Origin of the sequence: Citricoccus sp. K5 (genome assembly GCF_902506195.1) — a bacterium.
In the GTDB taxonomy this organism is placed as follows: Bacteria; Actinomycetota; Actinomycetes; order Actinomycetales; family Micrococcaceae; genus Citricoccus.
In genome coordinates, this window is record NZ_LR732817.1 from 3,479,302 (window position 1) to 3,493,524 (window position 14,223).

The 14,223-nt window shown below is 66.8% G+C and carries 13 protein-coding genes; 6 read left to right on the plus strand and 7 right to left on the minus strand.

The window, feature by feature from the left end; all coding sequences use genetic code 11:
* Positions 1-85: 85 nt before the first annotated feature.
* Positions 86-1,045, plus strand: coding sequence for a LysR family transcriptional regulator (locus BOSE125_RS15635; RefSeq protein ID WP_159554040.1), 960 nt, complete (start codon positions 86-88; stop codon positions 1,043-1,045).
* On the opposite strand, the gene BOSE125_RS15640 is transcribed toward BOSE125_RS15635, so the two are convergent.
* The 4 genes from BOSE125_RS15640 to BOSE125_RS15655 are packed head-to-tail and all read right to left on the minus strand — an operon-like array spanning position 1,026 to position 4,555.
* On the minus strand, positions 1,026-1,835 hold the full coding sequence (locus tag BOSE125_RS15640) for an ABC transporter ATP-binding protein (RefSeq protein ID WP_159554042.1): 810 nt from the start codon (positions 1,833-1,835) through the stop codon (positions 1,026-1,028). The genes BOSE125_RS15635 and BOSE125_RS15640 overlap by 20 nt on opposite strands.
* Positions 1,832-2,641 carry an ABC transporter permease gene (locus BOSE125_RS15645; RefSeq protein WP_159554044.1) on the minus strand — a complete coding sequence of 270 codons (810 nt, stop codon included), beginning with the start codon at positions 2,639-2,641 and terminating at the stop codon, positions 1,832-1,834. Before BOSE125_RS15645 ends, BOSE125_RS15640 begins: the two co-directional genes overlap by 4 nt.
* Before the next feature lies 1 nt (position 2,642).
* Positions 2,643-3,485 (minus strand): ABC transporter permease, encoded by an 843-nt coding sequence (locus BOSE125_RS15650; protein WP_159554046.1) that lies wholly within the window; start codon positions 3,483-3,485, stop codon positions 2,643-2,645.
* Positions 3,486-3,535: 50 nt separating this feature from the next.
* Complete coding sequence (locus tag BOSE125_RS15655) at positions 3,536-4,555, minus strand: ABC transporter substrate-binding protein (RefSeq protein ID WP_159554048.1); 1,020 nt, start codon at positions 4,553-4,555, stop codon at positions 3,536-3,538.
* A gap of 372 nt (positions 4,556-4,927) precedes the next feature.
* Here BOSE125_RS15655 and BOSE125_RS15660 point away from each other — a divergent pair, with 372 nt between their 5' ends.
* Positions 4,928-5,833, plus strand: a complete 906-nt coding sequence (locus BOSE125_RS15660; protein ID WP_159554050.1) for an amidohydrolase family protein — start codon at positions 4,928-4,930, stop codon at positions 5,831-5,833.
* Between the two features lie 98 nt (positions 5,834-5,931).
* Here the strand turns inward: BOSE125_RS15660 and BOSE125_RS15665 are convergent, their stop codons facing one another.
* Both BOSE125_RS15665 and BOSE125_RS15670 read right to left on the minus strand, forming a co-directional pair.
* On the minus strand, positions 5,932-8,517 hold the full coding sequence (locus BOSE125_RS15665) for an ATP-dependent Clp protease ATP-binding subunit (RefSeq protein WP_159554052.1): 2,586 nt from the start codon (positions 8,515-8,517) through the stop codon (positions 5,932-5,934).
* A gap of 139 nt (positions 8,518-8,656) precedes the next feature.
* Positions 8,657-9,271, minus strand: a complete 615-nt coding sequence (locus BOSE125_RS15670; protein ID WP_159554054.1) for a DUF3592 domain-containing protein — start codon at positions 9,269-9,271, stop codon at positions 8,657-8,659.
* Between the two features lie 408 nt (positions 9,272-9,679).
* Between BOSE125_RS15670 and BOSE125_RS15675 the strand changes: the two genes are divergently transcribed.
* Positions 9,680-9,883 (plus strand): cold-shock protein, encoded by a 204-nt coding sequence (locus BOSE125_RS15675; protein WP_115932196.1) that lies wholly within the window; start codon positions 9,680-9,682, stop codon positions 9,881-9,883.
* Positions 9,884-10,022: 139 nt separating this feature from the next.
* Positions 10,023-11,129, plus strand: coding sequence for an endonuclease NucS domain-containing protein (locus tag BOSE125_RS15680; RefSeq protein WP_159554056.1), 1,107 nt, complete (start codon positions 10,023-10,025; stop codon positions 11,127-11,129).
* Positions 11,130-11,155: 26 nt separating this feature from the next.
* Here the strand turns inward: BOSE125_RS15680 and BOSE125_RS15685 are convergent, their stop codons facing one another.
* Positions 11,156-11,908, minus strand: coding sequence for an OBAP family protein (locus BOSE125_RS15685; protein WP_159554058.1), 753 nt, complete (start codon positions 11,906-11,908; stop codon positions 11,156-11,158).
* A gap of 242 nt (positions 11,909-12,150) precedes the next feature.
* Between BOSE125_RS15685 and BOSE125_RS15690 the strand changes: the two genes are divergently transcribed.
* Both BOSE125_RS15690 and BOSE125_RS15695 read left to right on the plus strand, forming a co-directional pair.
* On the plus strand, positions 12,151-12,468 hold the full coding sequence (locus tag BOSE125_RS15690) for a hypothetical protein (RefSeq protein WP_115932194.1): 318 nt from the start codon (positions 12,151-12,153) through the stop codon (positions 12,466-12,468).
* Between the two features lie 75 nt (positions 12,469-12,543).
* A complete protein-coding gene (locus BOSE125_RS15695) occupies positions 12,544-14,193 on the plus strand; it encodes a phosphodiester glycosidase family protein (RefSeq protein WP_201301228.1) in 1,650 nt (549 codons plus the stop codon).
* Positions 14,194-14,223 lie beyond the last annotated feature (30 nt).

Sequence of the window (14,223 nt, forward strand, 5' to 3'; positions counted from 1 at the left end):
AGCCCCGAATGAATATCCCCACTATCGGTATGGCTGATAGCCTGAGCGCATCATCGACCGACATTCTCTAAAGGAGGGCGCGGCCATGCCGGACGAACGACTGCTCTCACGACTCGACCTGAATCTGCTCGTGGCCCTGGACGCCCTGCTCACCGAGCGAAACGTCACGCGGGCGGCCACCCGGCTGCAACTGAGCCAGCCCTCGCTGAGCGCCTCACTGGGCAAGCTCCGCCGGCACTTCGACGATCCGCTGCTGGCCCGGCGGGGCAACACGTATGAGCTCACGCCGCTGGCGGTGCGGTTGGCCGAGCACACGACCGTGGCGCTGGATGCCACGCGCCGGGTGTTCGAGAGCCAGTCCCGGTGGGATCCCACGGAGTCCGAGCGCGAGTTCATCATCCACTGCTCCGACTACTCGCTGGCCACGATCGCGCCGCGGGTGACCCAGATCGCCCATCAGCAGGCGCCGAACGTCCGGATGCACTTCGTGCCCTCCTCTCCGGAGACGATGGACGAGGTGCTGCTGCGCCTGCCCTCGATTGACGCGCTCGTGCTACCCCACGGGGTGGTGTCCGAACTGCCGCACCAAGACGTGATCCGGGACGACTGGGTGGCCATCGCCTCCACCGACAATGAACGGGTCGCTGACGGGCTCACCATGGAGGTGCTGTCCGAGTCCCCCTGGGTCTTCACCTACCGCACCCGCTTCGCGTTCACTTCCGTGGGGCGCCAGCTCGAGCAGCTGGGGGTGAATCCCTGGATCGACGCAGTCGCCGAGAGCTTCGTGATGCTGCCCCTGTTCGTGGAGCACACCGAGCGCCTGGCGATCATCCAACGCCATCTCTCCCCGCTCGCCCAACGCATGGGTGAAGTACAGGTCCTGGAGCTGCCGTTCAACGCCGTGCCGCTGCTGAACGCGCTCTGGTGGCACCCGGTGCATCAACCCGATCCGGAGCACCGGTGGCTCCGTGAGGTGTTCGCCGCGGCACGCATTGGCTTCGAGGACGACTGCGGCGTGGGTCCTGCTAGCGGGGGGAGGTCTTGAGACCGGTGCGCTGGATCTCGTCCAGCACGCGGGTCCGCAGCTCGATGAACACGGGCTCGGCCCGCGTGGTCAGCTGACTGCGGTCCCGGCCCAGGGGCACGGCGATGTCGTCGACGATCTGTGACGGCCGCCCACCGAAGACGACGACGCGGTCACCCAGGTACACCGCCTCATCGATATCGTGGGTGACCAGCACGATGGTGATGCCCAGGTCCCGCCTCAGCCGCAGGACCAGGTCCTCCAGTTCGAACCGGGTCTGCGCGTCCAGGGACCCGAAGGGCTCGTCCATCAGCAGGATCGGTGACTCGTAGGCCAGCGCCCGGGCGATCGCGACCCGCTGTTGCATGCCGCCGGAGAGCTGCCACGGGTAGCGGTTGGCGCTGTCCGCCAGGCCGACCACCTCAAGGGCCGCGGCCGCACGTGCCAGCCGTTCGGCCTTGGCCACGCCCTGCCCTTCGAGGGGGAAGGCGACGTTCTGCAGCACGCGCATCCAGGGCATCAGTGAACCGCGGTAGTCCTGGAACACCACGGCGATCTCCTCGACCGCCCCGCTGATCGGCGTGCCTCCCAGGGACACCTGGCCCGAAGAAGGAGCGGCCAGTCCGGCCAGCAGCCGCAGCAGGGTCGTCTTGCCGACCCCGGAGGGCCCGACGAGGCAGGTCACGCCACCGGGTTGGATCTCGAGGTGGAGGTCCTCGATGACCACCACCCTCTCGGCCCCGGTGCCGAAGGCCTTGCTGACGTGCTGGGCGGAAAGTGCGAGGTCGGTGGCAAGGGTCTGGGAGGTCATGCTCGTGCTCCTTTTCGAGGGCGGGTGGTGGGTCCGGCATCCTGCTCGCGGTTCCACTGCAGCAGTCGGTGCTCGGCGATGGCGTAGAGCGAAGTGAACACCCAGCCAATGACCCCGACCAGCAGGGTTCCGGCCCAAGCGGCGGCGAGCTGGAAGCGCTGGCCGCTCTGCAGGATGAAGTACCCGACCCCCTCGGTGGCCCCGTACATCTCGCTGACGACCAGCATGACGATCCCGATGGTGATCGCCAGCCGGACGCCCACCGCGATCTGCGGCAGTGCTCCGGCGAGTACGACCTTGGGGATCTGCAGGTGCAGTGGGATCCGGTAAGCCCGAGACGCCTCGAAGATGGCGGGCTGGATGGAGCGGACGCCCACGATGCAGTTGAGCAGGATGGGCCAGACGCAGGCGATGAAGATAAGGAACACCTTCGGCTCCCGCCCAATCCCGAGCGTGAGGATGATGATCGGGACGAAGACCACGTTGGGCAGGGACCGGAAGAAGTCCAGATAGGGGTCCAGGATGAGGCCGACCCGGGGCATCAGCCCGATCGCCGTGCCCAGGGCGAGCCCGACCAGCAGGGATACGAGCAGTGCCAGGAAGTAGTTGCCGAAGCTGAACAGCGCGTCACGCCAGAGCCCGCCGCTGCTGGCCCACTCGCCCATGGTGCCGAGGATTTCGGTCAGGGGCGGCCAGAACACCGAGGTGGAGTTCGCGGACACGGCGAACCACAGCAGGATCAACGTCACAGGCAGCCAGGCCTGCAGCAACACCGACATCAGCGGGGAGTATGTCTTGGTACCCATATCAGTCTCCCGATCCGTTGGGCTGCCATCGCAGGAGCCGAGCCTGAACCCAGCCGAGCCCCACGTTCACGGCGTAGCCCAGGAGGCCGGCATAGACGATGTAGGCGTAGGCGAGCGCAGAGTTGCCCCCGACCTGGGCCTCGGCGATGCTTGCCCCGAGGCCGGGTGCGCCGGTCAGGACCTCCGTGGAGATCGTGACGAGGACGGCCACGGAGGCCGCCAGGCGCAGCCCGGCCAGGATGGAGGGAGCGGCGCTCGGCAGCAGCACCTTGCGCATGAAGAGCCCCCCGCGGATCCGGAACGCCTGGGTGGTGTCCACGATCGAGGCACTCACGCTGCGGACACCGTGCTGGGTCTGCAGGATGATGATGAACACCACAGCGACGAAGACCAGCACCACCTTCACCTCGATGCCGCGCCCGAGGACCAGCAGGAGCACGGCAACGAGTGCGACGGCCGGGAACGCGCGGCCGAAGTCAACGAGGAACCGCACCGACAGCTCGGCGGCCACGAAGCGCCCCGTCAGGATTCCCAGGGGGATTCCCGCCACGATCCCGAAGGCCAGGCCAACGAGGGCGCCGGCGATAGTGTCTCCCAGGATCGACCAGAAGCTGGCCGACACCAGCGCCTGAGCCCATTCCGTGAGCACGGCGATCGGGCCGGGAAGGAGTGCGGCGGGGAGGATCCCCGTCAGGTGGATCAGGTACCAGAGGGCGATTCCTGCCACGAAGACCAGGATCCTCCAGGCGGTGATCCCGATCCCGCCCAGCCGCGGTTCCCTCGGCGTGCGAGTGCGAGTGCGAGCCGGGGCTCGGGCGGCGCGCTGGATGTCAGTCACGGTCACGTCGAAGACCTCTCATGATGTCGGGGCGGAGCGGTGGGCCAGCGGGCGGCTCAACGGGCTCCCTCCCAGACGATCTCCTCGTAGGTGAGATCCTCACGGAGGTCGCCCTCGTCCTTCATCACCTGGAGCAGGGTGTTCCACCCCTCCTCGTCGAACTCGACGTTGAGGGGCTCGAGCACCATGCGCTCATCGATGAAGGGAGCCGGGAGCTGGGTGTGATCGTGGTAGGCCTGCCGCACGGCCTCCTCGTTCTCATTGCCGTACTCGGTGCCCTTCTCGATCGCGTTGTGGAACCGCTCGAGGGCCTCCGGGTTCTTCTCGGCGAACTCCTTCGAGGCAACCCACAGCACCTGCGGGGCGTGGGGCAGGTACTCGCGCACTCCCGTGCCGACGCGAGTGAAGCCGCTGTCCACGGCGGAGAGGAGGAAGATGCTGAACGTGAAGACCGCATCCACCTGGCCCTTCGCCGCGGCCTCCACCAGGGCGTCGGTCGGCAGCGGCACGAACTCGACCGAGTCCGGGTCGACTCCGTTCTCCAGCAGGCCGGTCATGGTAGCCATGTGCGGCAGGCCGCCGAGCTCAGGGACGCCGATCTTCTTGCCCTCCAGATCGGTCCATTCCTTGATGTCGCTACCCGGCGGGACGACGACGCCGTCGGAGACCTCGCCCTCGTAGTCCGGGTCGGCTGACTTGGTGCCGGCCACCGCGACGACGGGCATGCCCTCGGCCACGGCCCGGATAACGGTGACGGCGTCGGTGGCCGCCACATCGAACTCGCCGGAGATCACGGAGGAGTTCGCGGCGGCTCCGCCCATGCCGGTGAGCTGCATTTCGCCGATGTCGAGTCCTTCTTCCTCGAAGAAGCCCTGCTCATCAGCGAGGACGGCGTTCTCGATGTTCACGCCGCCGCGGGCCACGGTCAGCGGGAGGACCTCCTCGGCAGCGCCACGGCTGCTCGCGGAATCACTGACGGGCTCTGATTCGGCGGATCCGCCGCAAGCGGTCAATCCGAACATGAGGGCGAGGGTGGTGATGGCGACAGCGGGTCGCAGGGTGCGTCGAAGTTCCATGTCATCTCCTGTGATGAACCTGGCCGAGAGGGCCGGGGAGGCGGGGGTGCCGATTCTCCTGGCCTCGGTGCACGCTGCAAATGAGATCCAGGTCACATCAGCATCTCCACTGCAGGACAATAGGGGAACGCGCTCTTGCTTATCGGTGACATCAGGCTCATCTATAGTGCTGGGGCCCAGGGGCCCGACGGGGGCACGGTCTGCCAGCAATCTTTCAGGCTCATTCGCGGAGATGTCAGGCTCGCTCGAAATGGTTGTCAACCATCCCGAGGGCGGCTACCGTCGGGTGACTCGGATCATATTCTGGTCACGGTCCCGCCACGGTTAGCGGTGGGGCACCAGACTGCACCAATCCGTTCAGGAGGATCACGGGTGACCGAATCTGAGAAGACCGCCGGCTGGCTGGACTGGGTGAAAGATCGGGGCGAGCCCGCTTTCACCCTCCCGGAGGGGGCAGTGGACGCCCATTGCCATGTGTTCGGCCCGGCCGCGGAGTTTCCCTTCTCGCCAGCGCGGAAGTATACGCCGTGCGATGCGAGTAAGGCCGACCTGCGGCACCTGAGGGAGCACCTGGGCGTCGCCCGGAACGTCATCGTCCAGGCGACCTGCCACGGACATGACAACGCCGCACTGCTGGATGCCCTGGACGACTTCGGGGACACCGCGCGCGGTGTGGTCTCCGTGGGTGCAGACGTGACGCTCGAAGAGCTGGCCGCCATGCACGAACGCGGAGTCCGCGGGGTGCGCTTCAACTTCGTCAAGCGACTGGTCCAGAGCCAGCCGTTCGAGGAACTCGCGCAGGTGGCGGACAAGATCCGTGACTTCGGCTGGCACATCGTCCTCTACTTCGAATCCGAGGACCTTCCCGGCCTCGAGGACACGTTCGCGGGCCTTGGCGTCCCGCTCGTCATCGACCACATGGGCCGCCCGGACGTCCGGAAGGGCGCGGACTCGGACGAGTTCTCCTCCTTCGTCCGTTTCGTCGAGCGGACCGACGCCTGGGTCAAGGTCAGCTGCCCCGAACGCCTCTCGGAAGCCGGTCCCTACGCGGTGGATGGGCAACGCGAGGTGTATGCCGACGTCGTCCCCTTCGCCCGCCGGGTGATGGCCGAGTTCCCGGAGCGGATCCTGTGGGGCACGGACTGGCCGCATCCGAACCTGCGTTCGCACATGCCGGACGACGCGCTGCTGCTGGGGTACATCCCACAGATCGCGCCGACCGAGTCGGAAAAGCAGGCCCTGCTGGTGACCAACCCGATGTCCCTGTATTGGGCCTAAAGAATCCGCCCGCATCGCTCCGTCATGAAAACAGGCCGGGGCGTTCGCTGACGAAGGTCAACGAACGCCCCGACCTCGTAACGCATGCCTGCAACCACTCAGGCCGCCAGTGCCTCCGGCACCTGAGCCCTCACCGGCTGCACCACCAACTGCCCGTCGGTCACGGTCACCCGCACCGCATCACCGTCGGTCACCGCCTCGGAGACCAGCAGATCGGCCACCCGGTCGTCGAGTTCACGCTGAATGACTCGGCGCAGCGGGCGGGCGCCGTAGGCCGGCTCGTAGCCGGCCTCGGCGATCCAGTCCCGGGCCGCGTCGTCCACCTCCAGGGCGATGCCCTGGGCAGCGAGCCGCTGCTCGGAATCGGCCAATTGCAAGCCCACGATCTGACGCAGTTCCGCAGCGGACAGCGGCGAGAACAGCACGGTGTCGTCGATCCGGTTGAGGAACTCCGGCCGCATGAACTCCTTGACCCGTCCCATCACCTTCTGACGGAGGTCCCGCTGCGCGGCCTCGGCATCCGCCGAGACGAAGCCCAGCGGGGCGCCGCCGGAGGACATGAACTCGGAGCCGAGGTTCGAGGTCATGATCAGCACCGTGTTGCGGAAGTCCACGGTGCGGCCCTGGCCGTCGGTGAGGCGGCCGTCGTCGAGCACCTGCAGCAGCAGATTGAACACGTCCGGGTGGGCCTTCTCGATCTCGTCGAGCAGGATCACCGAGTACGGGCGGCGGCGCACCCGCTCGGTCAGCTGCCCGGCCTCGTCATAGCCCACGTAGCCCGGAGGGGCGCCGACCAGACGGGAGACCGTGTGGCGCTCGCCGAACTCGGACATGTCGAACCGGACCATTGCGTCCTCGTCGTCGAACAGCGAGCCCGCCAGGGCCTTGGCCAGCTCGGTCTTGCCGACGCCGGTGGGGCCCAGGAACAGGAAGCTGCCGACCGGGCGGGACGGATCGGCCATCCCGGTCCGGGAGCGGCGGATGGACTTCGCGATCGCGGCGACCGCATCGTCCTGGCCGACCAGCCGGGCATGGAGTTCGTCCTCCAGCCGCGCCAGGCGGGACTTCTCGGCCTCCGTCATCCGGGCGGCCGGGATGCCGGTGGCACGGGAGACCATCTCGGCGATCGCGTCCTCATCCACCACGGCCTCCGCGCGGGAAGCCGCGCCTTGCTCCTGCATGGCAGAGGCCTCGGCCAGCTGCTCGCTGATGCGGGCGACCTCGTCCCGCAGCTCGGTGGCACGCTCGTAGTCCTCCGCGTTGACCGCCGAGTTCTTCTCGGCCTCCAACTCTGCGAGCTGGGACCGCAGTGCGTCCGTGTCCACGGCCGGGCCGGCGTCGTGCTTCGGGCCGCGCTTCAGGGACAGCCGCGCCCCAGCCTGGTCGATGAGATCAATGGCCTTGTCCGGCAGGAACCGGTCGGTGATGTACCGGTCAGAGAGCACGACGGCGGCGCGCAGCGCCTCGTCCGTGTACGTCACCTGGTGGTGGTCCGCGTAGCGATCGGCCAGGCCGGTCAGGATCTGCACGGCGTCCTCCACGGAGGGCTCGCCGACGTTGACTGGCTGGAAGCGACGCTCCAGGGCGGCGTCCTTCTCGATGGTGCGGTACTCCTTCAGCGTGGTGGCGCCGACCATGTGCAGGTCGCCGCGGGCCAGGCGGGGCTTGAGGATGTTGCCGGCGTCCATGCCGCCGGACTCCCCGGAGCCGCCGGTGCCGACGATGGTGTGCAGCTCGTCGATGAAGACGATGGTGCTGCTGTCCTCGGCGAGCTCGTCCATGGCACCGGTGAGCCGTTCCTCGAAGTCACCGCGGTAACGGGTGCCCGCGACCATGCCGGCCAGGTCCAGGGCGATGACGCGGCGGTCCTGCAGTTGGGCGGGCACCTCGCCGTCGGCGATGGCCTGGGCCAAGCCCTCCACGATGGCGGTCTTGCCGACGCCGGCCTCGCCGATCAGCACCGGGTTGTTCTTGGTGCGGCGGGCCAGCACCTCGATGGTCTGCTCGACCTCGTCGGTCCGCCCGATCACCGGATCCAGCCGGCCGGCCTTCGCCTCAGCGGTCAGGTCCCGGCCGAACTTCTCCAGGACGGAGGCCTCGGAATCCTGACCCGACGGCTGCTGGCCGGCCTGGCCCTGCAGCTGTTGCTGCTGCTGTTGCTGGGCGGCGGACTGCAGGGACTGTGGGGTGACGCCCGCCTGGGTCAGGAGCTGTCCGGCGGGGGAGTCGTGGTTCAGCACGAACGCGAAGAACACGTGCTCCGGGTCGATGTAGGTGGAACCGAATCCGCGGGCCACCTGGTAGCCGTCCAACAGCACCTTCTGGGCGGAAGCGTTCAGGGACGCGGTGGAGCTGGCGTCCTTCCGCTCGCTCGGGGCCGGCAGGCGGTCGTCGACGGCGGCGATGAGGGCCTGCGGGTCGGCGCCGGACTGGCGCACCGCGGCGGCGGCTGGGTCCTCGCCCAGCATGGTGCGCAGGATGTGCAGCGCGTCGACGTCGGACTGGCCGCGTTCGGCGGCGAAGGTCGCGGCGGTGGCCAGTGCGTCATGGGTCCGCTTGCTCAGAAGGCGGGTGAGGTCGACGGGGCGTCCCTGCCGACCGACCCGCTGACCCTGGAGGTAGCGGGTGACAAAGTCGTCAAAGGAGTCGCCGTTGGAACCGGCGGGGCCGAAGAATGCGGGCAAAGTGTCCTCCCTGAGGGGTGTTTCCAGCGATAGTTGAGTGTGTTCAACTCAAGTAACGACGAGTGACGTCAGAATGTTCCCGAATCCCGCCTCGGGATGCAAGAAACATGAGCGCACCTGGCTCAAGAAGGTCGAATGCTCAGAGTTTGCGGGCCTCACGCACGTTGCGCGCGCCGGCGAGGAACAGCACCAGGGGCAGGATCAGGAGGACGCCGGTGATGATCATGATGATGATGACTCCCCGTGGCAGGGAATCGGCATCCGCCTCTTTGTACTCATGGACGAGGACGAATCGCTCGGGCTCCTCGGGGTCGGCATAGACCATCAGTTCCTGCCCTTGAGTCCAGGCCGGCTCCGGATACCTGTCCGGGGAGCGGCGGATCTTCGTGCTCGAGGATGCGGTGATCTCCTCGCGCATCTCCTGACCGCCCACGGTGTAATCCAGCACCGAGGTTGAACGGGTGGTGTAGGCCCGCCCGGACCTGCGCACCTGTTCCGACGTGTGCTCCACCGTCACGGGGCCAACCACGCCGGTCGTCTGCACCCCCGTCGATTTCAGCTGGTTGTACTCGATCTGTTCTCCGTACTGCGCCGACGCGAGGATGGCCCCGCCGGCGATCATGATCATGGCCAGGGCTACAGCGATCCAGCGAAAGACTCCCGTCCTGCGGGCGATGCGCTCGCTGTCCCAGCCGGGGGCGAAGTACCCGTTCCCCTGACCGTCATTGGTGTACCAACGCGTGGTGTTGCTCATCTCTAAGGCGAAGCGGCTCGTCGAGACGTTGGGCGATCTCGTCCATCCCTCGGGAGGAACGAAGGGGGCCGAGGTGTCTCCAGTCGGAGCCGGCTCGGGCCCCTGATTCTTGGTTCGTGCGATCACGGATTTGAGTGTAAATCCCAGGTGGGGCGATGAATTCCCGGAGTGCCAGAGGGGCTCGTTCTGTGTGGCCGAGGCAGTCGACGGACCCCGTGGTTCCCAGAAGTGCTTTGATGCCGTACAGTTGCTTGCAGAAGTAGTTGTAGTAGATGCAGTAAGTCCGTCACCACTGCGGACCGGACGGCCTTCGGGTCGGATGGGGCGCTGGGGAAGCGGTATGTACACACCGCTTCGCCCCCGCTGGAAAAACTGGCGGGTTTAGCACCCTAAAGAAAAGAGGCCACCATGGCCACCGGTACAGTCAAGTGGTTCAACGCTGAAAAGGGCTTTGGTTTCATTGCCCCGGACGACAACTCCGCTGACATCTTCGTGCACTTCTCCGCCATCGACGGCGGCGGCTTCCGCGAACTTCAGGAGAACCAGAAGGTCGAGTTCGAGGCGACTCAGGGCGACAAGGGCATGCAGGCCTCGTCGGTCCGCCCCCTCTGATCTGATCAGACTCTAAAACGGCCGCTCACCCTCCGGGGTGGGCGGCCGTTTTGCTGTCCGCAGTGTGTTGGGCAAATACTGCCCGCAGCTCGGCTCTTGAAATCTACCGACGTCGAGCGAATGTGGTGAAGCCAAGCAGATGGCTGTCGAAATGGGAATCTGGCGCATCAACGGCGGCAAGCCGAGGAAGCTCAATAGCACTGTCATGCCATCGGAACGGCAGCTCGAGGAACTGCTCGAGCACGACTCAACGCTTTTGGGGGAGCCCCTCCTCATCATCGGACGGCAAGTGAAGACTCCCTATGGAAAGTTCATCGATCTGCTGGCGATTGACGCCGACGGCCACCTCCACGTTCTGGAGTTAAAGCGCGACCGGACGCCCCGGGACGTCGTGGCTCAGGCGCTGGACTACGGCTCGTGGTGTGCGACTCTCTCGACCGACGAAGTCGTGGTGATCGCCAATGACTACTTGAACGTCCCCTTCGAGGAGGCTTTCGAGGATGTCTTCCAGGCGACTCGCCCCGACGTGCTCAATGAGGATCTCCAGTTGACCATCGTGGCCAGCGAACTGGACGCATCCTCTGAGCGAATCGTCACTTACCTGCGCGACTTCGGGGTGCCGATCAACGCAGTCTTTTTCGCCTATCTGGAAGAGGATGACCGCTCCTACTTAGCACGAACATGGCTGGCTGCATCGGAGGAAACGACGGTGGCTCCTGTGGGCGCTCGTGCGCGCAAGGCACGACGTGCCTCCTGGAACGGCGTGGACTGGTTCGTCTCGTTCGGCGAAGGCGACTATCAGCCTGGACGCAGTTGGGAGGATGGCCGCAGGTACGGATTCGTCAGTGCGGGTGGAGGGGCATGGTACTCACGTACCTTGCGGAACGTCCCTGTGGGCGCCCGGGTCAACGCGTATATCCCCAAACAGGGGTATGTGGGTGTCGGAACCGTTGTGGGCGAGGCCGTCCGATTCGACGAAGCCACCGTGATGATGAACGGGCAGAGCATGAAACTCGCCGACCACAAGCTGGTCGGCAACTACCACTACGCGGTAAACGGCATGTCCGAGTCCGACGACGAGGCCGAATGGATCCTGCCGGTCGAGTGGATTGACACGCGCCCTAAGGAGGGTGCCTTCTGGCGCAAGGGAATGTTCGCGAACCAAAACAGTGCCGGTCGTTTGAGGCAGGAGTACACCCTGGATCTCATCGCCCAGGAGTTCAGAATCTCCGCCGATGACTACTGACCATCCTGGTCTGCGCGACGATTCGGCTACCGCTTGAAGTCCATCTCCTCCAGCCGGGTCTGCACGGTTCGGCCGCTCTCCCAGAGGTTGGCGCCCGGGGCGACCTCCGGCATCGGGATGTCAGCGCGGCTGGCTCGCTTGTGCGAGGTGGAGATGCCGAGGCGGCGGTCCCTCTTGCGGATGAGCTCCTCATCGGCCTGCCCGTCCTCGGTCAGCCCCATCATCAGCTGCGGGATGCCGTAGGGGAATTCATCGCGATCGTACTGCCACGTGTGGAACGTCTTGCCGTAGGTGGTGACGAGGTCGGTGAAGTAGGCGTGCTCGGCCAGCTCCGGGACGCCGGGGGCGGCGAGTACGCCGGATTTCACCTCGTAGTGGTGGCTGTGCCAGAGCCGCTTCTCGTCCTCCGGCAGGCTGAGGAAGCGCTCCTCGGTGGTGATGTACTCGATGCCGATCAGCCGGGCATCGGGCGCGTTTCTATCGAAGATCACGCACTGGTGCAGGTCGTGGCGCAGGTGGATGCAGAAGTGTGAGGCCTCCACCTGCCGACCCATCTCGTCGGCGTACATGTGGAGGCCGTTGAGGTAGGTGCTCATGGCCTCCAGCGGGTATTTCGGCTGGATCAGGCCGGAGGCCAGATCCAGCGCACGGTGTTTCAGGGGGTGGCCTTGGCCGACCTTGGCGGCGGTGACCACCTTGCGGCCGACGGCGGCACTGACGGCAACTCCGAGTCCGGCGGCGAAGCCGAGACCCATTGATTTCACAGGTGTAGGTCCCATGGTGCCACCGTAGTGACCAGGACGCTGGAGCACACGGGTTCACTGCGCATTCGCCGTGGCCGTGACCGGACGGCGTCGGATGTCCGGAGGCCAGGGCGGCGATCTCGTGCGAGTCACGCCGCAGGCTGACTCAGTTGTGACGGGCAGCTCGATCCGTCCTCCGTGGACGCCACCGCGGCCCTGCTCTCGGGTGCCCTGAACGAGGACGTGCAAACCCGCGGCCGACGGGACATGATGGAGCTATGGCTGACCACGACTTCATCATTCCCGCAGACCTGGCACGCGCCGCCCGTGCCCTGACCCAGGTGTCCTACTCCGTGGTGGCCAAGGCTGCTGGCCTGGAACCCGGCGATCTGCGGGCCTACGAGCGGGGCCACGGCACGCTCAATGCGGACGAGAGCCACCGGCTGCGCATGGCCCTGGAAGGGTTCGGCGCCCAGTTCATCGCTGAGGACGATCACGCAGGTTACGGCGTCCGCCAGAAGTTCAACAGCGTGAAGGCCAAGCGCCTGGAGACGTGGGAGGGCGAAGGCGGGCCCGCCTACGAGGACGACATCTGAACACTCGGCGACAGCTCGGCGAATTGACCCCAGTCACGGCCCGCGGCCGCTGCTGGGCAGGTCAGCATGGACACCGTGACTACCTCAACTCGCCGCACCGCCACCCGTACCCTGACCATCACCGCGCTCTCCTGCGCCCTGCTGACCGGCGGCACCGTGGCCGGGCCCGTCGCCGCCACCTCTGAGTCTTCCGCGGTCACCGCCGTCACCGCGGACGTCTCGGCCGCCGAGCGGGAGCCGACGGCCGGCGTCGGGACCTTCCGATCTGCGGGCACCGAGCAGCGCTTGGCCCGCGGTGTCACCCACGAGTCCTTCACGCTCGGGAATCCTGATGCGAAATACACCTGGACCGTGCAGGTGACGCTGCCATCTGGCCAGGAGCGTGTGCGGGATTCGCAGGTCTCCAGCCGGAGCGCGGCCCGCCGCGTGGCCGCCGAACTACGGGAGGCGGGCCTGGATGCCCGCGCAGAGGCCGTGGTGGCCGACCAGCTGGCCGACTCCGGCGGCTACCTAGGCCACCGTGTCCGAGTGGGGGCATTCCCCACCGAGGCTGAGGCTGAGGCGGCCCGATCCGAACTGACGGCCCTCGGGTATTCCGGCGGTACCTGGTACGAGGGCTGGGACGGCGATCAGCCGTCAAGCGGCCACCGCAGCGGTCCCGTCAACGTGGACGTCGTGACCGTCGACCCGCGCCGCTTCCAGGGGGAGGTGACCGGCACCTTCGGCGAGGACATCGAGCGGACCGAAACTACCTCGGAGTTGGCCGACGGTGCCCTGGCCGACGTCAATGCCGGGTTCTTCGTCTACGGGGAGCAGCACGGCGCCCCCGGAGACCCCGCCGGCGCAGCGGCGTACAACGGGGAGATTCTCAGTGAGGCCGTGGGGGACCGTCCCAACCTGGTGATCGATCACCGCAGCGGCCGCGCCTCCATCCAGCGCCTCACCTGGGAGGGCCGCGTCTCCTCAGGCCGAGAGGGGCTGGACCTGGACGGCATCAATCGCGTGCCCGGCAAGATCCGCAACTGCGGCGGCACCGATGACCTGCCCACGGAGGCCCCGAAACATGATGTCACCTGCACTGATGCCGATGAGATCGTCGTGTTCACCGAGGAGTACGGGACGACCACGCCGGAAGGGGACGGTATGGAGGTCGTCGTCGATCACCGCGGCCGGGTCCAGGAGGTCAACCAGGAGCGGGGCACCGAACTGACTGACGGGCAGTACTCCATCCAGGCCATCGGCGAGGACACCGCGGATCTGGACGAGTTTGCCACCGAGGCTCGGCGGATCAAGCTCACCAACGAATACCTCGACGAGCGCGGCGAGAAACTGCGTATGACCCCGCACACCCAGGTGCTCAACGGGGGCCCGAACCTACTGACGGACGGTGAGCGGAACATCACGGCAGCCCGTGACGGCATGGTCCATGCCGACAACCCGGGCCAGTTCTACGGCTGGACGCACCAGCGCAATCCGCGCACCATCGCCGGGGTCGACGGCCGGGGCCAGCTCGTGCTCATCACTGCCGACGGCCGGCAGGCCGACTCCGTGGGATTGAGCATCTCCGAGGCGGCGGACCTCTCCGAGCGGCTGGGGCTGGTGGACGCCATCAATCTCGACGGCGGCGGGTCCACCGCCATGGTCGTGGACGGCGAGCTGGAGAACTCGCCTTCTGGCGGTGCGGAGCGTGCCGTGGGCGATGCCATCGTGATCCGGAAGCGGTGACCTGGAGACCTGCTGGGAAGGAGTCTTCCG

Bases quoted from the DNA above. Each gene is read 5' to 3' on its own strand.
- BOSE125_RS15635 (WP_159554040.1), top strand. From the start codon at position 86: ATGCCGGACGAACGACTGCTCTCACGACTCGACCTGAATCTGCTCGTG.
- BOSE125_RS15640 (WP_159554042.1), bottom strand. From the start codon at position 1,835: ATGACCTCCCAGACCCTTGCCACCGACCTCGCACTTTCCGCCCAGCAC.
- BOSE125_RS15645 (WP_159554044.1), bottom strand. From the start codon at position 2,641: ATGGGTACCAAGACATACTCCCCGCTGATGTCGGTGTTGCTGCAGGCC.
- BOSE125_RS15655 (WP_159554048.1), bottom strand. From the start codon at position 4,555: ATGGAACTTCGACGCACCCTGCGACCCGCTGTCGCCATCACCACCCTC.
- BOSE125_RS15670 (WP_159554054.1), bottom strand. From the start codon at position 9,271: ATGAGCAACACCACGCGTTGGTACACCAATGACGGTCAGGGGAACGGG.
- BOSE125_RS15675 (WP_115932196.1), top strand. From the start codon at position 9,680: ATGGCCACCGGTACAGTCAAGTGGTTCAACGCTGAAAAGGGCTTTGGT.
- BOSE125_RS15680 (WP_159554056.1), top strand. From the start codon at position 10,023: ATGGCTGTCGAAATGGGAATCTGGCGCATCAACGGCGGCAAGCCGAGG.
- BOSE125_RS15685 (WP_159554058.1), bottom strand. From the start codon at position 11,908: ATGGGACCTACACCTGTGAAATCAATGGGTCTCGGCTTCGCCGCCGGA.
- BOSE125_RS15690 (WP_115932194.1), top strand. From the start codon at position 12,151: ATGGCTGACCACGACTTCATCATTCCCGCAGACCTGGCACGCGCCGCC.